At 73.3% G+C, this 21,128-nt stretch carries 18 protein-coding genes; 7 read left to right on the top strand and 11 right to left on the bottom strand.

Annotation, left to right across the window (positions count from 1 at the left end; translation table 11 throughout):
- The first annotated feature begins 11 nt into the window (after positions 1-11).
- Both ABZ842_RS08790 and ABZ842_RS08785 read left to right on the top strand, forming a co-directional pair.
- Entirely contained in the window at positions 12-815 is an 804-nt protein-coding gene (locus tag ABZ842_RS08790) for an SDR family oxidoreductase (protein ID WP_361533977.1), read from the top strand.
- A 42-nt stretch (positions 816-857) separates the two neighbouring features.
- Positions 858-2,015: an acyl-CoA dehydrogenase family protein gene (locus ABZ842_RS08785; RefSeq protein ID WP_361533974.1), complete on the top strand. Its 1,158-nt coding sequence runs from the start codon at positions 858-860 to the stop codon at positions 2,013-2,015.
- A gap of 71 nt (positions 2,016-2,086) precedes the next feature.
- Here ABZ842_RS08785 and ABZ842_RS08780 read toward each other — a convergent pair whose 3' ends face one another.
- The 6 genes from ABZ842_RS08780 to ABZ842_RS08755 all read right to left on the bottom strand — a co-directional run bounded on the left by ABZ842_RS08780 (position 2,087) and on the right by ABZ842_RS08755 (position 10,131).
- Complete coding sequence (locus ABZ842_RS08780) at positions 2,087-3,262, bottom strand: acetyl-CoA C-acyltransferase (RefSeq protein WP_361533971.1); 1,176 nt, start codon at positions 3,260-3,262, stop codon at positions 2,087-2,089.
- On the bottom strand, positions 3,259-4,425 hold the full coding sequence (locus tag ABZ842_RS08775; protein ID WP_361533968.1) for a thiolase family protein: 1,167 nt from the start codon (positions 4,423-4,425) through the stop codon (positions 3,259-3,261). Before ABZ842_RS08775 ends, ABZ842_RS08780 begins: the two co-directional genes overlap by 4 nt.
- Before the next feature lie 49 nt (positions 4,426-4,474).
- Positions 4,475-5,551, bottom strand: a complete 1,077-nt coding sequence (locus ABZ842_RS08770) for a zinc-binding dehydrogenase (RefSeq protein ID WP_361533965.1) — start codon at positions 5,549-5,551, stop codon at positions 4,475-4,477.
- A 37-nt stretch (positions 5,552-5,588) separates the two neighbouring features.
- The gene (locus ABZ842_RS08765; protein WP_361533962.1) at positions 5,589-7,049 is read right to left on the bottom strand and encodes an aldehyde dehydrogenase; all 1,461 of its coding nucleotides are present in this window, start codon (positions 7,047-7,049) and stop codon (positions 5,589-5,591) included.
- Positions 7,050-7,122: 73 nt separating this feature from the next.
- Entirely contained in the window at positions 7,123-8,817 is a 1,695-nt protein-coding gene (locus tag ABZ842_RS08760; RefSeq protein WP_361533959.1) for a class I adenylate-forming enzyme family protein, read from the bottom strand.
- A 231-nt stretch (positions 8,818-9,048) separates the two neighbouring features.
- Entirely contained in the window at positions 9,049-10,131 is a 1,083-nt protein-coding gene (locus tag ABZ842_RS08755; protein WP_361533956.1) for a hypothetical protein, read from the bottom strand.
- A gap of 154 nt (positions 10,132-10,285) precedes the next feature.
- Between ABZ842_RS08755 and ABZ842_RS08750 the strand changes: the two genes are divergently transcribed.
- Positions 10,286-10,693, top strand: a complete 408-nt coding sequence (locus ABZ842_RS08750; protein WP_361533953.1) for a hypothetical protein — start codon at positions 10,286-10,288, stop codon at positions 10,691-10,693.
- 283 nt (positions 10,694-10,976) lie between these two features.
- Here the strand turns inward: ABZ842_RS08750 and ABZ842_RS08745 are convergent, their stop codons facing one another.
- Positions 10,977-12,875, bottom strand: a complete 1,899-nt coding sequence (locus ABZ842_RS08745; protein ID WP_361533950.1) for a hypothetical protein — start codon at positions 12,873-12,875, stop codon at positions 10,977-10,979.
- A 365-nt stretch (positions 12,876-13,240) separates the two neighbouring features.
- Between ABZ842_RS08745 and ABZ842_RS08740 the strand changes: the two genes are divergently transcribed.
- Positions 13,241-14,680, top strand: coding sequence for a cellulose binding domain-containing protein (locus ABZ842_RS08740; RefSeq protein WP_361533947.1), 1,440 nt, complete (start codon positions 13,241-13,243; stop codon positions 14,678-14,680).
- Between the two features lie 63 nt (positions 14,681-14,743).
- On the opposite strand, the gene ABZ842_RS08735 is transcribed toward ABZ842_RS08740, so the two are convergent.
- Positions 14,744-15,175, bottom strand: coding sequence for a PPOX class F420-dependent oxidoreductase (locus ABZ842_RS08735; RefSeq protein ID WP_361533944.1), 432 nt, complete (start codon positions 15,173-15,175; stop codon positions 14,744-14,746).
- A gap of 116 nt (positions 15,176-15,291) precedes the next feature.
- On the opposite strand from ABZ842_RS08735, the gene ABZ842_RS08730 reads away from it, so the two are divergent.
- The 3 genes from ABZ842_RS08730 (at position 15,292) to ABZ842_RS08720 (ending at position 17,736) form a co-directional block, all read left to right on the top strand.
- The gene (locus ABZ842_RS08730; protein ID WP_361533941.1) at positions 15,292-15,534 is read left to right on the top strand and encodes a hypothetical protein; all 243 of its coding nucleotides are present in this window, start codon (positions 15,292-15,294) and stop codon (positions 15,532-15,534) included.
- A 194-nt stretch (positions 15,535-15,728) separates the two neighbouring features.
- Positions 15,729-16,859, top strand: coding sequence for a winged helix DNA-binding domain-containing protein (locus ABZ842_RS08725; RefSeq protein ID WP_361533938.1), 1,131 nt, complete (start codon positions 15,729-15,731; stop codon positions 16,857-16,859).
- A 40-nt stretch (positions 16,860-16,899) separates the two neighbouring features.
- Positions 16,900-17,736, top strand: a complete 837-nt coding sequence (locus ABZ842_RS08720) for an NAD(P)H-binding protein (RefSeq protein ID WP_361533935.1) — start codon at positions 16,900-16,902, stop codon at positions 17,734-17,736.
- A 14-nt stretch (positions 17,737-17,750) separates the two neighbouring features.
- On the opposite strand, the gene lysA is transcribed toward ABZ842_RS08720, so the two are convergent.
- From lysA to ABZ842_RS08705, 3 genes are all read right to left on the bottom strand, one after another.
- A complete protein-coding gene (gene lysA, locus ABZ842_RS08715) occupies positions 17,751-19,097 on the bottom strand; it encodes a diaminopimelate decarboxylase (RefSeq protein WP_361533932.1) in 1,347 nt (448 codons plus the stop codon).
- 52 nt (positions 19,098-19,149) lie between these two features.
- Positions 19,150-19,596 (bottom strand): SAV_915 family protein, encoded by a 447-nt coding sequence (locus ABZ842_RS08710; protein ID WP_361533929.1) that lies wholly within the window; start codon positions 19,594-19,596, stop codon positions 19,150-19,152.
- Positions 19,597-20,284: 688 nt separating this feature from the next.
- Positions 20,285-21,109 carry a LuxR C-terminal-related transcriptional regulator gene (locus ABZ842_RS08705; protein WP_361533926.1) on the bottom strand — a complete coding sequence of 275 codons (825 nt, stop codon included), beginning with the start codon at positions 21,107-21,109 and terminating at the stop codon, positions 20,285-20,287.
- Positions 21,110-21,128 lie beyond the last annotated feature (19 nt).

Below are 21,128 nucleotides of genomic sequence, written 5' to 3'. Positions count from 1 at the left end.
GAAGAACACCAATGGGAACCATGGACGGCAAGGTCGCCATCGTCTCCGGCTCCGGCCGGGGCATCGGCCGGGAGATCGCTCTGAAGCTCGCGTCCGAAGGTGCCGCGGTGGTCGTCAACGACCTCGACGCCGAGCCCGCCGAGGAGACGGCCAAGGACATCGAGGCCGCCGGCGGCCGGGCCGCCACCTGCGTCGGCTCGGTCACCGACGACGGCTTCGCCGAGCGCTTCGTGGCCACCGCCACCGACACCTTCGGCGGGCTCGACGTCATCGTCAACAACGCCGGCTACACCTGGGACACCGTCATCCAGAAGATGACCGACGAACAGTGGCACACGATCTTGGACGTGCACCTGACGGCGTCCTTCAAGATCCTGCGGGCCGCCCTGCCCTACATCCGCAACAACCCCGTCGACCACCACCGCAAGGTCGTCAACATCTCCTCCACCTCCGGCTTCTACGGCAACCTCGGCCAGGTCAACTACGCCGCCGCCAAGGCCGGGATGATCGGGCTGACGAAGACGCTCGCCAAGGAGTGGGGCCGTTACAAGGTCAACGTGAACGCGGTCGCGTTCGGCTTCATCCTCACCCGGATGACCGAGGTCACCGCCGCCGACGGCGCCACCCTCACCATCGACGGCCGGGAGATCAAGGTCGGTATCAACCCGGAGCGGGCCGCCACCGCGGCCAAGACGATCCCGCTGGGCCGCCCCGGCACCCCCGAGGAGGCCGCCGGCGCCGTGTACGCCCTGTGCCTCCAGGAGACCAACTACGTCTCCGGCCAGTGCCTGGTGGTCGACGGTGCCCGTGTCTGAGCCCGTGCGCCCGAACCCCTTCGAGCCCACCGGGGGCGAGCGGTGAAGCGCACCGTCTACGGACCCGAACACGAGGAGTTCCGGCGCACCGTCCGGGCGTTCATCGCCAAGGAGGCCGTCCCGTACGTCCACGAGTGGGAGCGGGCCGGCCGGGTGCCCCGCTCCCTGTTCAAGGGCCTCGCCCGCATCGGCGCCCTCGGCTTCGACGTGCCCGAGGAGTACGGCGGCCCCGGCCCCACCAGCTACGCCTACCAGGCGATCATCCACGAGGAGGTCGCCCTGGCCGGCGCCTCCCTCGGCCACCACCACGTCAACACCGGCGTCGTCCTGCCGTATCTGCTGCGGCTCGCCGACGACGCCCAGAAGGCGCGCTGGCTGCCCGGCTGCGTCAGCGGGGACGTCCTCCTCGCCATCGCGATGACGGAGCCAGGCACCGGCTCCGACCTCGCCGGCATCCGCACCACGGCGAAGCTGTCGGCCGACGGCAGCCACTACGTCCTCAACGGCGCCAAGACCTTCATCACCGGGGGCGCGGTCAGCGACCTGGTCCTCGTCGTCTGCCGCACCAGCCCGTACGACCCGAAGGACCGGCGCGCCGGCCTGTCGATCCTGTGCGTGGAGTCCTGGTCCGAGGGCTTCGCCGTCGGCCGTACGCTCGACAAGATCGGCCGGCACTCCATGGACACCGCCGAACTCTCCTTCACCGACGTCCGGGTGCCGGCGGCCAATCTGCTCGGACAGGAGGGCCGGGCCTTCGCGCACCTCTCGCAGAACCTGCCGAGGGAGCGGCTGTCCATCGGGGTGGCCGGGGTCGCGCAGGCACGCGCCGCGATCCGCTTCACCACCGAGTACGTACGCCAGCGCGAGGTCTTCGGGACTTCCGTGGCCTCCTTCCAGAACACCAAGTTCGTGCTCGCCGGCTGCGAGGCGGAGTTCCGGGCCGCCGAAGCCATGGCCGACCGGGGCGTACGGCTCGACGACGCGGGCGAGTTGACCGCCGCCGACGCCGCGAAGATCAAACTGTTCTGCACCGAGGTCGCCGGCCGCATCACCGACGCCTGCCTCCAACTGCACGGCGGCTACGGCTACATGACCGAGTATCCGATCGCCCGGCTGTACGCCGACACCCGGGTCTCCCGGATCTACGGCGGCACCAGCGAGGTCATGAAGACCATCGTCGCCAAGGACCTCGGCCTGTAGCCGCGCCCGCGGCCACGCAAGCGGCCCCCGCTCCCTCGTCGTCGGGAGCGGGGGCCGCTTTGCGCGTGCGGTCAGAGCAGTTCCAGCACGGTCGCGTTCGCCAGACCGCCCGCCTCGCACATCGCCTGGAGGCCGTAGCGCACCTTCTCGTCGCGCATGTGGTGCACCAGCGTCGTCATCAGCCGGGCACCCGAACCGCCCAGCGGATGGCCGATGGCCATGGCGCCGCCGTTGGGGTTGAGCCGCCCGTAGTCCGCGCCGGTCTCGCGCAGCCAGGCCGCCGGCACCGAAGCGAACGCCTCGTTGACCTCGTACGCGCCGATGTCGTCCAGGGCGAGCCCGGCCCTCTTCAGCGCCTTCGCCGTCGCCGGGATCGGGCCGAGCGCCATCGTGATCGGGTCCGCGCCGGCCAGCACCGCCGTGTGGACGCGGGCCATCGGCGTCCAGCCGTTGGCGCGGGCGATCTCGCTGGTGGTGATCAGCAGGGCGGCGGCGCCGTCGGAGATCTGCGAGGACGTCGCCGCACTGATCACCCCACCCTCCTTGAAGGGCGTCTTCAACGCCGCGAGCTGCTCCGGCGTCGAACCGGTGCGGATGCCCTCGTCCGCCGTCACATCCCGTTCGACGCCGTCGACGTCCCCGGCGCGCACGGGCGCGAGTTGGGCGTCGAAGCGCCCGCCGGCCGCCGCGGCAGCGGCCTTCTCGTGCGAGTCCAACGCCAGCCGGTCCAACTCGGCGCGCGTGAAGCCGTACCGCTCGGCGATCAGCTCGGCGCCGCCGCCCTGGGAGAACTCCTCGACGCCGTACCGCCGCCGCACCCGCGGGCCGAACGGCCGGCCGTGCTGCACCGCGTCGCGCGCCGCGCCGATCGGCACCCGGCTCATGCTCTCCACGCCGCCGGCCACCACCACGTCGTACTGCCCGGCGACCACGAGCCCGGCCGCGAAGTGCACGGCCTGCTGCGAGGAGCCGCAGGCGCGGTCGACGGTCACCCCCGGCACCTCCTCGGGCCAGCCGGCGGCGAGCACCGCGTACCGGCCGACGTTCGCCGCCTGCTCGCCGATCTGGCTGACGCAGCCCCACACCACGTCGTCGACGGCCGCCGGATCGAGCCCGGTGCGCTCGACCAGCGCGTTCAGGACGTGCGCCGACAGGTCGACGGGATGGGCCCCCGCGAGCGCGCCGCCGCGCTTGCCCACCGGGGTGCGCACCGCGTCGACGATCACGGCGTCCCGCGGGGGAGTCACAGCAGCTCCAGGACGGTGGCGTTGGCCATGCCGCCGCCCTCGCACATCGACTGGAGGCCGTAGCGCACGCCGCGGTCGCGCATGTGGTGGACGAGGGTGGTCATCAGCCGCGCCCCGGAGCCGCCGATGGGGTGGCCGATGGCCATGGCGCCGCCGTTGGGGTTCATCCGCGCGTAGTCCGCGCCGGTCTCGCGCAGCCAGGCGAGCGTGACGGAGGCGAACGCCTCGTTGATCTCGAAGGCGCCGATGTCGTCGAGGGCGAGCCCGGCCTTCTTCAGCGCCTTCGCGGTCGCGGGGATCGGGCCCTTCAGCATGGTGACCGGGTCGGTGCCGACGACCACGGCGGTGTGGACGCGGGCGATCGGCGTCCAGCCGTTGGCGCGGGCGATCTCGCTGGTCGTGATCAGCAGGGCGGCGGCGCCGTCGGAGACCTGCGACGCGTTGCCCGCGGTGATGGAGCCGCCCTCGCCGAACGCCGGCTTCAGCCCCGCCAGCGTCTGCAGGGTGGAACCGCGGCGCACGCCCTCGTCGGTGTCGAAGACCCGCTCGACGCCGTCCGCGTCGGTGACGGTGACCGGGGCGATCTGCCCCTTGAAGCGGCCCTCGTCGAGGGCGCGCGCGGCCCGCTCGTGCGAGTCGAGGCCGTGCTGGTCCATCTCGGTGCGGGTGATGCCGTACTCGTCGGCGATCAGTTGGGCGCCCATGCCCTGGTTGAAGCGGACGCCGCCGTAGCGCTCCCACACCAGCGGCCCGTGCGGCTCGCCGAACCGGCCGTCGCCCCGGGTGGAGCCCAGCGGGATGGTGCTCATGTTCTCCACGCCGCCGGCGACGGCGACGTCGTACTGCCCGGCGATGACGCCGGCCGCGGCCTGGTGCACGGCCTGCTGCGACGAGCCGCACTGGCGGTCGACGGTGACGCCGGGGACGGACTCGGGCCAGCCGGCGGCGAGCACCGACGAGCGGGCGATGCAGCCCGTCTGCATGCCGACCGTGCCGGCGCAGCCCCACACGACGTCGTCGACGGTCGCCGGGTCGAGCCCGGTCCGTTCGACGAGCGCGGTGAGGACGGCGGCCGACAGGGAGGCCGAGTGCTGGGTGGACAGGGAACCGCCTCGTTTGCCGACGGCGGTGCGTACCGCGTCGACGATCACGGCGTCGCGCATGGGAGTCTCCTGGGCAAGTGGCTCGACGGAAATGGGGGACGGGGGCGGTTCAGGCGATGTCGACGACGGTGCGCAGCGCCTCACCGGTGTGCATCTGGCGGATGGCCTCGTTGATGCCGCTCAGCGGGACGTGGTGGGTGATCATCGACTCCAGGTCGATGCGGCCGGCGCGCCACAGGTCGATGATGGTGGCGTAGGTGCGGCGGACGTCACCGCCACCGTAGAAGGACGGCAGCACCTTCTTCTCGGTCATGACGAGTTCGGCCAGGTTGAGGTCGGTCAGATCGCCCCTGCCGCCCGCGCCGACGAGGCAGACCGTGCCGCCCGGGCGGGTGGCGTCGTACGCGGCGCGCAGCGTGCCGGCCTTGCCGACGGCCTCGAAGGCGTAGTCGAAGCCGACGCCTCCGTTGGACCGCTGTGCGGCGTCCGCGAGTTCATCGGGGGAGACCGCTTCGGTGGCGCCGAACTCCAGCGCCATCCGACGGCGGTTGGGCGTCGGGTCGACGGCGAGGATCCGCGCGGCGCCGGCGACCTTCGCGCCCTGGAGGATGCTCACGCCGACCCCGCCGAGGCCGATCACCACGACCGACGAGCCGGGCGCCACCCGTGCGGTGTTCAGGGCCGCGCCGATGCCGGTGGTCACCCCGCAGCCGATGAGGGCGGCGACGTCGTACGGCACGTCGTCGGGGACGGGTACGGCCGCGTTCCCGGCTATGACGACCTCTTCGGCGAAGGTGCCGGCGCCCATCATGCCGGGCAGCGCGCGCTCGCCGTGCCGGAAGTTGGGGGTGGCGAGGTTGCCGAAGCCGCTGCGGCACAGGTGGGTGTCGCCGGTGGCGCAGACCGCGCAGACGTCGCACGGCGGCATCCAGCAGACGATGACCCGGTCGCCGGGCGCGACGTGGCCGACGCCCTCGCCGACCTCGACGACCTCGCCCGCGCCCTCGTGGCCGGGGACGAAGGGCGCGGGGTGGGCGAGCACCCCGCTCATGGCGGACAGGTCGGAATGGCACAGTCCGGCCCGGTGCATCTTCACCCGGACCCGGCCGGGGCCGACGGAGACGGGGGCCACCTCGGTGACGTCCAGGGTGGCGTCCCCGGTGGCGTGGAGGATGGCTGCGTGCATGAACTCTCCCGGTGCGTGGTGGGTTTGCGGCCACGCCTCACGGCGTGGGCAGGTTGAGGGTCTGGTACTCGACGTAGGAGTCCAGCCCTTCGGGGCCGAACTCGCGCCCGACGCCGGAGTGCTTGAAGCCGCCGAAGGGCGCGGCGAGGTCGAGCCGGAAGCCGTTGACGGTGATGGTGCCGGTGCGGATGCGTCGGGCCACGGCGGTCGCCCGCTCGGCGTCGGCGGAGAACACCGCGCCCGACAGGCCGAAGTCGGAGTCGTTGGCGATCTCGACGGCCTCGTCCTGGGTGCCGTACCGGATCAGACAGACGACGGGGCCGAAGATCTCCTCGCGGGCCACCCGCATGTCGTTGGTGACGTCGCCGAGCAGCGTGGGCTCCACGTACCACCCGCGGGTCAGCCCCTCGGGCACCCCGCCGCCGGTGAGCACGGTGGCGCCCTCCGCGCGCCCGATGCGCACGTACTCCAGGTTCCGCTGCTGCTGGACCCGGGTGACCAGGGGGCCGACGACGGTGGCGGGGTCGGCCGGGTCGCCGACCGCGAGCGCGGCGAAGGCCCCGGACAGCGCGGTCGCCACCTCGTCGTACCGGGCGTCGGGGACCAGTACGCGGGTGAGCGCGACGCACGCCTGACCGCTGTTGGCGCCGCAGGTGCCGGCGACGATCGCGGGCACGGCGGTGGCCAGGTCGGCGTCGTCCAGCAAGATCGCCGCGGACTTGCCGCCGAGCTCCAGCGAGACGCGGGTCAAGTTGCCCGCCGCCGCTGCCATGACGGCCTTCCCGGCGGCCACCGAGCCGGTGAACGCCACCTTGTCGACGTCCGGGTGGCCCACCAGGTGCGCGCCGGTGTCCCGGCCGCCCGGCAGCACCGACAGCACGCCCTCGGGCAACCCCGCCTCCGTGCACACCCCGGCCAGCCAGTTGGCGTCCAACGGGGTCTCCGGGGACGGCTTGAGCACCACGCAGCAGCCGGTGAGCAGGGCGGGCGCCAGCTTCGCGGCGATCGTCATCTGCGGGACGTTCCACGGGGTGATCGCGGCGACCACGCCCACCGGCTCCCGGCGCACCAGGACCGGTCCGCCGACGCCGGCGCGCTCCTCCTCCTGCCGGAAGCCGGCGGCGACGGCGAGCGCGGCGCCGAACGCGCCGACCGCGGACAGGGCCTGTCCGCGCACGGAGAACGCGAGCGGCGAGCCGTTCTGGAGGGTGATCAGCTCCGCCAGCTCCCGGTGGCGCTCGGCGATCAGTTCCTTGATGCGGGTGACGACCGCGATCCGCTCGGACAGCGGGGTACGGGGCCAGGGGCCGTGGTCGAACGCCTTGCGCGCCGCCGCGACGGCCGCGTCGACGTCGGCGGCGGTGGCGTACGGCACGCGCCCGACGACCTCCTCCGTGACGGGGGAGACGACTTCGATGACGTCGCTGCCCGCGGGCGCGGTCCAGCGACCGCCGATGAACAGCTCCTGGTACGTGACGACGTGGCTCTCAGCGGGCATGCGGGACTCCTCGTTGGTGCGGTGGTGCACGGGGGTGCGGCGGTACGACGCCAGGTGCGCGGCGCCGGTTGCGTCAGGCGTCCGGGTGCAGACGTCGGCGCAGCTCGGACTTGAGGACCTTGCCGGTGGGCGTCAACGGCAGCGCGTCCACCAGGTGCACCTCGCGGACCTTCTGGTACGGCGCGACGCGCGCGGCGACGTGCGCCAGCAGGCCGTCGCGGAACGCGCCGTCGCCCACGGCCCGCTCCCGTGCGGCGGGCTCGACGACCACGAACGCGACGGGGACCTCGCCGACGGCCGGTTCGTGCCGTCCGACGACGGACGCCTGGGCCACGTCCGGGTGGGAGCACAGGACGTCCTCCAGCGGCTGCGGATAGACGTTGTAGCCCTTGTAGATGAGCATGTCCTTCGCCCTGCCGACCAGGTGGAGGAAGCCGTCGCCGTCCAGCCGTCCGACGTCGCCGGTGCGCAGCCAGCCGTCGACGAACTGTTCGGCCGTCAGCTCCGGCTCGCCCTGGTAGCCGTCCGTGACCTGCGGGCCGTGCACCCAGACCTCGCCGGGCTCGCCCACCGGGCGCACGCTCACCCCGTCCTCGGCGCGGACCTCGACGGAGGTGAGCGGCACCGGGCGCCCCACGGAGCCGTCCCGCGGGGCGGTGCCCGGCGGCGTGATCGTCACCCCCATCGTGGCTTCGCTCAGCCCGTAGCCCTCGGACACCTCCGCCTGCGGCAGTACGGAGCGCAACCGGGCCAGCGCCTTGCTGTCGATGGGGGCCGCGCCCGAGGTGACCAGCCGCAGCGACGACAGGTCGCGCCGCGTCAGCTCGGGGCTGGCGAGCATGGCGTAGAACATGGCGGGGGAGCCGGACAGATGGGTGACGCCGTGGGTCTCGATGTCGCCCACGAACTTGTCGGCGTCGAAGCCGCCGCCGGAGATGACGCAGGTGGCGCCCATGAGCGTGTTGCCGTTGTGACCCACCAGGCCCAGGCCGTGGAAGAGCGGCGCCACGGTGAGGTTCACGCACGCGCCGGGGACGATGCCGAGGTCCGGCGCGTCGGGGGAGCGCCGGGCGTGCAGCCCGCCGTCCTCGTCCAGCTCCGGCCGGGAGAAGGAGCGCCAGCAGGCGGTCTGGAGCACGTTGGCGACGAGGTTGCGGTGCAGGACGCGCACGGCCTTGGTGCGGCCCGTGGTGCCGCCCGTGAGCTGGAGGTGGGCCACCAGCTCCGGATCGGGCCGGTAGCCCTGAAGCGGCGGCACGGTCAGCAGGTCGGCGAGGGCCGGCCAGGCGTCCGGCAGCTCGGTGCCCTCCGGGGCCGGGCCCGCGGCGGTCGCGGGCACGTGCACCACCAGCCGCGCCCGGCTGAGCACCGCGGCGGTCTGCGGGGTGCGGACGGCCGCGGGGTGGGTGAACACCACGGCGGCCCCGCAGTCGTCGAGCTGGCCGCGCAGCGCTTCCGCGGGCTGGGCCGGGTTGACCGGTGCGACCGTGAGGCCGGCACAGAGGGCGCCGTAGTACGCCACGACGTACCAGAGCGTGTTCGGCATGTGCAGCGCCGCGACGTCGCCCGGCTCGAAGCCGCGGGCGCGCAGCGCACCGGCCACCCGCAGCGCGGCCTCGCGCAGCTCTTCGTACGTCAGTGACTCGGCGCCGTCCCGCAGGGCGACGCGCTGTGGGTAGGCCCGGGCGGCGCCGGCCAGGATCGCGTCGACGCCGACCCGGGGGATGTCGAGGGACGACGGGAGGTACGAGGGCCAGGCATGGGTCACGAGTTCTCCTGGTGACTGGCGGTGGAGGCGGGACGAATGGCGTCTAGTGAACAGCCAGTAGCTCGTTCTGTTGTCATGTACGCAGCGGCGAAGGGTTGCAGTCGGCCGTCAAGTGCGTGTCGAGGGGGCGATGGGAGCCCCCATGGGAATGAAGTTAATTCACGCTAACGTGGCTGTCTATGGTTGAGGCGGAGATCTTCCGGCGCTTGCGCCGCACCGCCCGCGGCCTGGTCACTGCCGCGGCGAGGCGTAGGGGCGCAACGCCGGCTCCCGCCGCGTCTTGGGCGCCGCGGCCAGCGCCGTGGCCGCCGCGGGCGCCACCACGGTCGTCGCGTGCACGACGTCGCGCGCGTCGACGCCGGGGACGTACGGATCGCCCAGGCACGCCCCCGCCGGCAGCCGCTTCGGATCGGCCGGCCCGGGCCGGGCCAGTGCGTCCAGCACCAGTCGGAACGCCACCGAGTCGTACACCAGGCCGATGTGGGTCACCAGCCGGATGCCGCACACCTCCTGGATCCCGATGTTGCGCGCCCCTTCCTTGGCCGCGGTCCGGTACGGCGTGACGACCAGGTCGTCCCGGGTGAAGATCGAGGTGTACGCGACGTCCCCGGGGGTCAGGTCGCCCGAGTTCAGCGCGGTGAGGAAGGCGGAGCCGCGCTTCATCTGGTGCGCCGCGGGAGCGCAGGGCAGCGCGCACAGCAGGTCGCCGGCGGCGGTGCCGTGCTCGGGGGTGCCGAGGCTGACGACGTCGTCGACCGTCCTTTGCAGCCCCGGCCAGAAGGTCAGCCCCCAGCGGACCTGCAGTCCGCCCTGGCTGTGGGCGACGACGTCGGCTTTGCGGCCGGTGGCGGCGTGCAGCGCGGCGAGGGCGTGCACGACGTACTCCGCCGACTCCTGGATGTCGCCCGTCGACCGGGCGGGCAGGTCCACGGTGCACACGTCGTACCCCTGCGCGCGCAGCGCGGGCGCGTAGTTCCAGCCCCAGTTGAGCGCGGCGTCCACGCCGGTGCCGTGGACGAGGAGGACCGGTTCGCGCCGTGAGCGCGGGAAGTCGGACGGACAGTCGAGCGCGGCGGCGAGCCGGTCGGGCGGGGTGGTGAGCGGCGGGCCCTCGACGGTGACGCGGGCGGCTCGTGCGGCTTGTGCGGCTTGTGCGGCTGCGGCCTGCGCTGCTGCGGGTGCGACGGGTGCGATGACGCCGGCCGCGGCGAGAACCGCGAGCAGCGCGCCGAGCACGCCGAGCGCGGTCAGGGCGCGGGCCGCGGCGCGGCGGCGACCCGGTGTGGGATGGGGGTTCGGTCGGTGGCTGAGCACGGATCACCTCCGCGGTTCGGGGTGTCCCTTCACGTTAGGGACGAGTCACGTCATGGTCCATAGAGCTCGGGAAGAACGGTTCATCTCTTCCCTCGGAAGGGTGTTTCGGATTCACTTGTGCTGGATTTGACGCATCTTCGGGGAGGGAGTCGTTGTGCGGGCGCAGGGGCGCGGTGATGTGGGGTCGGACGTTCCGTACGACGAACTCGCGGAGTTCTACCGGGTGATCGACACCGCGTTGGCGGCGTGTGCCGACTTCCGCGGTGCGCTGGAGCGGGTGGAGCACTCCCTGACGGAGTTGCGCGCCCTGCGCCGGCCCGGCCCGCCGCCGGTGGTGCTGGGCGGGGGCGCGACCCGGGAGGCGTGGGCGGAGTTCTCTGCGGCGTTCCGGGCGCTGAACGGAGCGTTGACGCATGCGCGGGTGGAGGGGTACCGGGCGGCGGTGGACGACGGCGGTCTGACGCTGAGCGAGCTGGCCAGGATGTCGGGCCACTCCCGCCAACAGGTCACCCGCCTGGTCAACCGAGGCCGCGACGCCCAAGCCCCACCCGAAGGCCCGTGACCCCTACGACTCCCTCGCGCCCGGGGACATACCCGCCGTACGCCCTGAGGCTTCCTGGTCTCCGCACCCCGGTGGTGGGCTTGTCGCGCAGTTCCCCGCGCCCCTAATTGCCCACGCCCTGCGGGCGTAGGGGGTGCCAGCGCAACGATCCGCAGATATCCGACGGGCGGAGCGAATCAGGGGCGCGGGGAACTGCGGGAACAAGTCCCACCGGGCCGTAGAGACCGGCGTGTCCCGCAGGGCAACGGCGGGTACGTCCTCGGTGCGCGGGCGCCCGCGGGGGCTAGGGCGACGTCACGCCTGCGGTGCGGGCCGCGTCCTGCGCGTCGCGGGGGAGGCGTACGTCCAGCGGCGCCCGCTTCCCACCCGGCACCAGCCGGTTCAACTCCCACCCGCCCCGATCCTTCGCCGTCGCCCGCAAGTTCCACGACGACGCCATCCCCGCGTACAGCAGCCCCTTGTCCTCGAAGGGCAGGAACACCCGCACGCCGTGCTGCGAGCGGTTGCCGAAGCCGTTCAGGGTCTCCGCCACCGCAGGCTCGCCCGGGTCGTCCATGCGCCAGACGTCACCGCCGCCGAGCGTCGCCTTCAGGGACGGCCCGACGACCGACTCCAGGGTCCTCTTCGTCGTCTGCGACAGCCCGTTGTTGACCGCGGTGAAGTGCGCGCCCGGGGTGATCAGCCCGGTGCTGTCGAACGTGGCCATGTACAGCCGGTCCTGGAAGACGGTGAAGGTCCAGGCGTACGCGTTGCCCACGTTGCCGTTGAAGCCGGCGGGGCCGAACTTCGGCTTCTGGCCGAGCAGGTTGGGCTTGGCGGTCCACCGCTTGGTGTTCGGGTTGTACACCGGCAGCTTCTCCTCCCCGTACAGCAGGGTGGTGCGCTGCCGGTCCGTGCCCGGGTCGCTGATCCGGAAGACGGTCGTCGGGCGGCTGGCGGAGAGCATGTCCCGCTTGCGCAGCACGTCGCCCTTGGGCTGCCCGTACGCCTTCCACATCGTCTGGACCGCGCCGACGGCCGCCTGGTTGTAGCTGCCGACGTACAACTCGCCGCGCCACTCGGTGAGCGCGCCCCACGCGACGCCCTTGCCGAGCACCGGGTCCGGGTCGTACTCGTCCCACGAGAAGATCGGCTTCCAGGCCGCCGCGCCGTCGAAGGTGAGTCCGGCCGCGGGGATCGGCGGGCTCATCCAGATCTTCGCGGGGCCGCCGCTGACCGCGGCCCGCTCGCCCGGCACCTGGGTGCCCCAGCCGGAGGCGACGAGGCGGTCCTTGAAGGTGGTGAGGTAGCCGGGGTCGTTCGCGAGCTGCGCGACGACCTCGAAGGAGAACGGGGCCTCCTTGTCGCCGGTCCAGCGCAGCACCCGGCCGCCGTTGACGCCGGGCGCCCGGCCCGCCAGGTACAGGTTGCCGTCCGCGGCCACCACGCCGCCGCGGGCGCTGACCAGGTCCGTGTACGCCTTGGAGCCGAGGAACTTGCCGGTGCTGCCCTCGAAGGCGAACATCGACAGGCCCTGGCCCACGGTCTGGCCCTCGTTCACCGACTGCCCGAAGAGGAAGACCACATCGTTGTGGGCGGCGGCGCCCCGCAGTCCGACCGTGCGTTTGAGCAGCGGATCGGAGGCGGGCGTCAGGTCCTCCACCTTCTGGGTGTCGGCGTTCACGCGCAGCACTTGCGGGGTGCGGGCGTCGCCGTAGATCTCGCCCAACTCCCCGGCGCCGGCGCCCTTGCCGAACTCGCACACGTCGGCGTTCTTCACCAGGTACGGGGTGGTGTCGCCGGAGTAGGTGGAGGAGGCGTTGCAGGTGACGTTGGACAGCGTGCCGAAGTAGGCGTGGTCGCCGGAGCGGGCCGCGCTCCACACGTACGCACCGTTGATCTTCGGCTGCGAGCCGGACGGGCAGGCCCCGTCCTTCGGCTCGGGGCTCGGCCCGCCGATGGCCGTGAAGCACTCGTCGACCTGCGCACGCGCCGTCTGCTGCACGTCGAGGATCGGCCCCCGGTGGGCCGCCTTCGACGAACGCGCACGCTCATCGGCGGAGACGGCTGCGGTGGGCGCGGCCGTGGCGCTGGCGTGCGGCGTGACGAGCGCCGCGAGGGCCGTCACGCCCGTGGCCAGCAGCGCGACGCGGCGACTGCGGGACGGGGCCGGGGCCGGCCGGCCGGTTCTGGTGGAATTCATGTCAGGGGCACCTCTGTGTCGTCGTCCGCTCACGTTCTGGGACGTGAGCGAGCATCGGGGCGCACGCCCGGGGTGCGTCAACACCTCCGGCGCCACGCTTGCGGCCCCGAACGAGGAGCGGCGCGGCGAGCAGGGGTCACGCGATGCTCCCGGGCGCGTGTTCGGCGACGGCTGACCGCGGCCCGATCCGCCGGCGCGCCGTCGACTCCCCTGCTGCACAGTCAAACTGACGGAGTGTCGAATCTTTCGCTCCTCTACCGCGTCCGACCTGTCCTTCTGTAGGTTCTGCGCGATCACCGTTGCGGTGATCACCGCTGCACCCCCCACCGGGCCCGCACCGGGCCCCACGTCAGGAGAGACAGCAGATGCGAAGATCCCCCCACCGGCGGCTGCGCACCGCCGCCGTCGGCGTGCTCGCGACGGCCCTCGCCTCCCTCGGCCTCGCGGCGCTACCCGCGAGTGCGAGTGCGAGCGCCACCGCCGACACGCGCCCCGTCATCGACGTAAGCTCCGCGACCGACGTACGCCTCGCCGTGCAGTACCGCACCACCGCCACCGCGGCCACCGTGCAGCAGGCCACGCCCCAGCTCACGGTCCGCAACACCGGTGGCACCCCGGTCCGGCTGGCCGATGTGAAGCTCCGCTACTACTTCACCGCCGACGCGCCCGGCGCGTCCCACCGCTTCGCCTGCGACTGGGCGGTACGGGGCTGCGCCAACGTCACGGGCGCCTTCGCCGACGTGCCGACGCCGACCGCGACCGCCGACCGCTACCTGGAGATCGGCTTCACGGCCGGCGCGGGCACCCTGGCCCCCGGCGCCGACACCGGCGAGATCCGACTGCGCCTCCACCGTGCCGACTGGCGGACCCTGGCCCAGTCCGACGACCACTCCTTCGGCGCCGAGCGGACCTCCTACGCCGACTGGCCCAAGGTCACCGCGCACCACGCGGGCGCCACCGTCTGGGGCGCTGCGCCGGGCGGCCCGGTCGACCCGCCCGCCCGCGCCCTCTTCGACGACTTCGCCTACACCGGCCACACCGACCCGGCGCTCGCCGCCCACGGCTGGAGCCTGCGCAGTTGGCCCGGCGGCCCGGGCGTGCCCGGTGCGACGTGGACGCCGCAGAACGTCTCCTTCGGCACCGCGGACGGCGCTTCAGTGATGACGCTGCGGACCGAGACCGCGGGGAGCGCCGCCAGCACCCGGCAGGCGGAGATCTCGACATCGGCGATGAAGTTCCGCAACGGCACCTACGCGGCCCGGGTGAAGTTCAGCGACGCGCCCGTGTCCGGCCCCGACGGCGACCACGTGATCCAGACGTTCTTCGCCATCAACGACCTCAAGGCGCCGATGGCCGACGACTACGCCGAGTACGACTTCGAGTACCTGCCCAACGGCGGTTGGGGCGAGACGGGCAACACCCTCTTCGCCACCTCCTGGGAGACGTACGACCCGAACACCGGGCAGGCCGTCAACCGGCACACCGCCGACCGCGCCGGCTACGGCGGCTGGCGCGACCTGGTCCTCACCATCGACGACACCGCCGTGCGCTACTACGTCGACGGTCGGCCCTTCGCCACCCACGACGCCGCCTACCTGCCCGAACGCCCCATGCTGATCGCCTTCAACCAGTGGTTGACGAGCCTGGCCGGGCAGTCGAGCACCGAGCCCCGCGCGTACGAACAGCACGTCGACTACGTGCTGCACGCGAAGGACGAGGTCCTTTCCCCCGCGCAGGTCGCCGAGCGCGTCGCGGCGTACCGCACGGCGGGCACGACGTTCACGGACACCGTGCCCGCGTCCTGAGCCGGTGGCGGGCACGGCCGACGCACCCGGCCGGACGTGCCCGCCACCGTGCCCGCGGCCCGGTCAGCCGATCGCGGCGCCGTACACGTGGTCGACGGTCATCGTGATCAGCACCCGACGGTCGGAGACCATCACCGAGCGGTACTCCGCCCAGTCGGGGTGCTCGCCGGCGGCGGCGCGGTAGTACGCCACCAGCGCCTCGACCTCCGGCCCGTCGGGGTCGGTGCCGGGCCCGGTGATCGTCGCCACGCCCTCGGCGGTCGCCCACGACATGCCGTCGGGCGCGGTCACCTCCAGCGTGGCCCGCGGGTCGCGGAGCAGATTGACCGTCTTGACCAGGCCGGCGCGCGTGGACACGTGGATGAGGTCGGCCTCCGGATCGTAGAAGGGCTGGACGGGGGAGAGCTGCGGACGGCCGTCCGCCTTGATCGTGGCGAGTACGCCGAGTCGACTGCCCGTGAGCAGGGCGCGCGGATTGAACGGTGTGGACGTCATGCTCCCGATCATGCACGCATCGCGGCGCCGGTGCGGTCCCAGGGCCTGTGATGGGCGGCGCGGCTGCGGGCCCGCCCGGCCCGGCGCGTCAGTAGTCGGTGCCCACGCTCCACACCGTGGCGGCACCCGTGGTGGAGCACGTCGCCACGGACCAGCCGGCGACCCTGACTCTCCTTCAGATGGCTGGTCCGGTCGAGGTGAAGACAGCAGAGACGGTCATGGCGATGGAGCTGCTGGAGACGGTGGAGGCGGTGGAGACGGCTTTAGGGGCGAGCGCACAGAATCGGGTGAAAGCCGGCCGGCCGGCCGTCCCGTCGGTCGCTCGTCGCGCGTGCGATCGCGCGGGGATCAGGTGGTGACCGTTCCCCCGGCGGTCCGAAGCCACGTGGTGCCGGACAGTGTGCCCACGCCGCGGCGACGCTGTCTGCCCAAGCGAGGGCAATGGTTTGCACCAATGGCGGCGCGCCCACCACCCACCCCGAGGGCACCGCGCGTCCAATGAGTTCGGACATCGCGGACCGTAGCTGTCCGCAAGGCTGGATAGCGTGGGCGCATGGCCCTCACGACGACGCCCCCCGTCCTCACCGACCGCGCCCTGAACCGGGCCACGCTCGCCCGCCAACTGCTGCTGCGGCGCGCACCCCGCTCCGAGGTGTCGGTGGAAGCGGCCGTACGTCACCTCGTCGGCCTCCAGGCGCAGAACGTCAAGCCGCCGTACGTCGCCCTCGCCGCCCGGCTCGCGGACTTCGCCCCCGAGGAGCTGTCGTCGCTGATGGCCGAGCGCGCGGTGGCCCGCATGGTCACCATGCGCTCCACCATCCACACGCACACCGCGGACGACTGCCTCGCCCTGCGCCCCTTCTTCCAGTCGGGCGGCCCCGACCGGGAGTTGCGGACCTTCCAGGCCCGGGGCGGTCTCGCCGGCGTCGACGTCGAGCGGCTGGCGGCGATCGCCCGCGAGCTGGTGGAGGAGGAGCCGCGGACGATGAAGGAGCTACGGGCCGCGCTCCTGACCCACTGGCCGCACGCCGACCCCTGGTCGCTCGCCGTCGCCGCCCGCTGCACCCTCCCGCTGGTGCAGGTCACCCCGCGCGGACTGTGGGGGCGCAGCGGTCAGGTCCAACTCACCACCGTCGAGCGGTGGTTCGACCGTCCGGCCGGCCTCGCGGCCACCGCCGAGGACGTCGTCCTGCGCTATCTGGCCGCCTTCGGCCCCGCCTCCGTCAAGGACATGCAGACCTGGTCGGGGCTGACCCGGATGCGCGACGCCTTCGTACGGCTGCGGCCCCGGCTCCTGGTCTTCCGCGACGAACGCGGCACCGAGCTCTTCGACCTCCCGGACGCCCCGCGGCCCGCCGATGACGCCCCTGCGCTGGCCCGCTTCCTGCCCGAGTACGACAACCTGCTGCTGTCCCACGCCGACCGGCGGCGCGTCGTCCTCGATCCGGCGCACGCCGAACGGACCTGGCAGGGCAATCAGTCCTTCCCGGTCTTCCTCCTCGACGGCTTCCTCGCGGGGACCTGGCGGCTGACGGAGGAGAAGGAGTCGGCGACCCTGACCGTGCAGCCCTTCGGCGCGCCGACCGCGGCACAGCGCACGGAGCTGACCGCGGAGGCCGAGCGCACGCTCACGGCCCTGGCGCCGGCCGCGACGTCGTACGACGTCCGCTTCGAAGCCCGTTAAGCTATCCGGAGGATGCCTCAGGTTAATGGCTGGAGGGTGAATGATTCTCGTCACGGGAGCCACCGGCACCATCGGCCGCCACCTGGTCCGGATGCTGACGGAAGCGGGCGCACCCCTGCGCGCACTGGTGCGGGACGAGGCCCGGGGGCGGGACCTGGGCTGTGACGTCGTGGTCGGAGATTTCGACGAACCGGCCACCCTCGCCGCGGCGTTCGAGGGCGTCGACGCGCTCCTGCTGAACAGCGGCGGCGCGCTGCCGGTCGCGGGGCAGCAGCCGATGGTGCGTCAACAGGCCGCCGCCGTCGACGCGGCCCGCGCCGCGGGCGTCCGGCACGTCGTGAAGGTCTCCGCCTGGCGGCCGGGCCCCGAATCGAAGCTGTCGGTGCGCGCGCACTGGGAGATCGAGCAGCGCCTCACGTCCTCCGGAGTGCCGTGGTCGACGCTGCGCCCCACCGGCTTCATGCAGAACTTCTTCACCGGCAGGGGAGGCTTCGCCGGTGACGGCTCGGTCCGCGGCCCGTACGGCAGCGGCCGGGTGGCGTACGTGGACGCGTACGACGTCGCCGCGTGCGCGGCCGTGCTGCTGACGGACCCGGCCGGCGCGCGCCGCCGCACGTACGACATCACGGGCCCCGAAGCCCTGGACCACGCGGAGATCGCCGCGAAGCTCGGCGTCCCCTTCCACGCCCAGACCCCCGCCGAGGCCGGCGCCCAACTGCGCGCCGAGGGCCTGCCCGACTGGTTCGTGACCGATCTGCTGTGGCTGTACGCGGACATGGCATCGGGCGGCCTGTCCGAAGTCACCACTGCGGTGCGCGAAGTGACGGGGCGTCCGCCGCGCACCTTCGACGCGTTCCTCGCCGACCGCGCCGCGTGACCGGCAGGCGTCCGTCACAGGCCGACGTCGCGGGCCCGGTGGTCGTCGAAGCCCTCCCGGCGCACCAGCAGCCGCGACCGTCCGCCGGACACGGCGACCACCGGAGGACGGCCCGTCATGTCGTACCCCGACGCCATCGACACGTGGTACGCGCCCGACGCCGGGACCGCCAGCACGTCACCCGGGCGTACGTCCTCCGGCAGTTCGGTCCCTTCCGCGAGCACGTCGCCCACCTCGCAGTGGCGACCGACCACCGTGGTCGCGCGCATCGGCGCGGCGGAGGCACGGCCGATCATCCGGACCGAGTACCGCGCCCCGTACAGCGCGGGCCGCGGATTGTCGCCCACCCCGCCGTCGACAGCGACGAAGGTCCGCCCGCCCGCGGAGCGCCGCACCGTCAGGACGCGGTAGAGCGCGATCCCGGCCGGTCCCGTGACGGAACGCCCCGGCTCCACGGTCAGCCGCGGCACCGGCAGGTCGAACTCCGCGCAGCAGCGCACCAGCGCGTCCTGGATGCGACGGCCGTACGCGGCGGGGGCCGGCGCGGGGTCGCCCGGGAGGTACGCCACCGCGAAGCCGCCGCCGAGGTCCACCTCCGGCAGGGTCACGCCGAAGCGGTCGCGGATCCGGGCCAGGAACGCCACGACGCGGCGCACGCCCCGCACGTACTGCTCCGGAGCGGTGATCTGGGATCCCAAGAGGGTGTGTACGCCCACGAGTTGAAGCCGCGGCTGGCCCAGGATCCGGGCCACGGCGTCCTCCGCGTCGCCCGTCGCGACGGACAGCCCGAACGGCAGCGCCGCGCCGCCGGCGGGGCCGGTGGCGCGGCCCTCCGCATCGACGCCGGGGGACACCCGCACCATCACCTGCTGCGCCTCCGGCCCCGGGACGCGGGAGGCGAGCCGGGCGATCTCGCACTGGGACTCGATCACGACGCGGCCGACCCCCAACCGTAGCGCGGTCGCCAGGTCCTGCGGGGACTTGGCGTCGCCGTGCAGCACGATCCGGTCGGCGGGGAAGCCGCGGGACGCCGCGAGCTCCAACTCGGTCGCCGAACACACGCCGAGGCCCAGGCCCTCGTCGGCGATCCAGTCCACCACCGCCCGGCACAAGAACGCCTTGGCCGCGTACACCACGTCGGCGTCCGGCAGGGCCCGCCGCCACGCCCGGGCGCGGGCGCGGACCTCGTCCTCGTCGAGGACGTAGACCGGGGTGCCGTACCGCTCGGCGAGCTCCGTCAGCGGCACCCCGGCCACCGCCACGTCCCCGCCGGGCGCGAGGACGGCGGACGCCGGCCACACCGACGGCGCGGCGAGTGCGGGTATCGACACCGGGACCGGAACAGCGGGTACCGCCGTCATGCGTACACCTCCACGAGGAGACGAAAGGGGGGAAGGGTGCGGGGGAGGGGCGTCAGTCGATGAAGGCGTGCACCGCGGTCACCGCCGACCAGACCGCGGCGGCGGCGCCGGTCAGCCGCAGCACGCCCACGGAGTCCGGGTCCCAGCCGCGCCGCGCACACGGCTGCGGTTGCGGCGCGGCGGCCGGGGTGCGCCGTACGGCCGGAGCCGGCGCGCTCAGCTGCGGGTCGACCGTCAGCGCGGTCACCCCGAGCGGTTCGGCGAGGGTGCGCAACGCCGGCTCCGCGAGCCTGATCCAACGCGCGTCCGCCCCGAGCGCGGCCGTCAACCGCCGCGGGCTGGTGAACGCGACCGCGGTGCGCACCCCGAGCGGGGTGCGCATGAAGCGCAGCTGGTGCCCACCGGCAGAGCCGAGCCGAACCGGCACGTACAGCGGCCCTGCCGGGCCGTGTTCGTGGGGGTCGGCGGCGTCGGTGTCCTCACGGGTGAGCGTGCTCATCGTCTGTCCTCCCTGGAAGGGGCGTCGGCTTCTTCGAAGCTATGCCCGAGGAGGGAGGGAACGGACGGTCCATGACGCAGCACTGATCTTCCACCCCCGGTCTTTTACGCGACCTTGTCGACCGGTCCCCCTGGCGGGCCGTAGTGGGGCGCGCGCTCCTGCGCCTTTGGACGTAGCCGCTGTAGTCCTGCGGGAGCGCTGGTCTCCACCGGCCGGTGGGTGGCTTGTCGCGCAGTTACCCGCGCCCCTGTTTCGCTGCCCCCCAGTCGTTCGTCTGCGGGCTGGGGCAGTGGGTTTGGGAGCGGCCAGCCCACCGCCGGGCCGCAGACGGATGGGGGTTTGGGGCGCTGGGGTCCCCCAGGTCCTCTGGGGCCGAGGGGGCGGAACTGCGCGACAAGCCCACCACGGTCCGCAGAGACCAACGCTTTGGTAGGACTACGGCGAGGGCGTCCAAGCGCGTGCTGGGAGCCCCACGCACCCCTCAACACCGGGGCGCGCGCCCGCACCACCCACCAGCTTCACCACGGTGAACGCGGTCGCGGAACGCTCGATCGGCGAGCCCACGCCGAAGGCGACCGCGACGCGGTGAACGCGAAGAGCCTGTCGAGTGACACCAGCAGGCCATGACAGCCCTCGGCGGGCCGCCGCTCAAGGGCTCACGCCGTATCCCCGCGCGCCCGTCCCCGAGCTACGGCAGCACTCCCGCCCGCCGGGCCGCGACCACGGCCTCCAGCCGGGTGTGCGCGCCCAGTTTCCGCATGGCGTCCCGCAAGTAACCTTTCACCGTCTCGGGGCGCAGCCCCAGCCGTTGGGCCGTCGAAGCGTTCGTCGCGCCGGACGCCACGCACGCCAGCACGTCGACCTCGCGCGGCGTGAGCGCCACCGCCGGCTGGTCGGCCTGCACCCCCGCCGCCGACAGCCTCGTGCACACCGACAGGATGGTCTCGCGCAGCGCCGGGTCCCCGATGAGCGGGGCGAGCGCGCGGAGTTCGCCGTACGCCTCGCGCACCTTCTCCCACGAGACGGAGTCCACGTCGGGCTCGCGCACCTTCGTCAACAGCTGCCGCACCTCGTCCCGGACGACCAGTGCCTGCTCCACGTCGCGCGCCGCCGCCACCGCCGCGTCGAAGATGCGGTCGCCGAGCGGAACCGGCTGCCGCATCGCGCCGTACAGCACCCCGCGGACCCGGCGGCGCACGACGACGGGCACGGCCAGCACGGAACACAGCCCCTCCGCCGTCACCGCCGCGTCGTACTCGTGGCTGATGTGGCGCGCCTTGCGGTAGTCCGTCACGCCGCAGGGCCGGGAGAGCGCGATCGACTTGCCGCCCAAACCGTTGCCGGCCGAGATGCCGAGGCCCTGGAGGGCGCTCGTACGCGCCCCGCTGACCTGCGCGATGCGCAATCGGTGGGTGTCGTGCAGCAACCCGCCGAACACCACGGACACCCCGGTGTTCCTGCGCAGCCGCACCAGCGCCGCCTGCATCTCCGCCACCTCGGCCGGATCGGACATGGCCCTGCTTTCCTCGTGG

It is taken from the genome of Streptomyces sp. NPDC047315, from assembly GCF_040643215.1.
In the GTDB taxonomy this organism is placed as follows: Bacteria; Actinomycetota; Actinomycetes; order Streptomycetales; family Streptomycetaceae; genus Streptomyces.
This window is presented reverse-complemented; position numbering and strand designations above follow the sequence as displayed.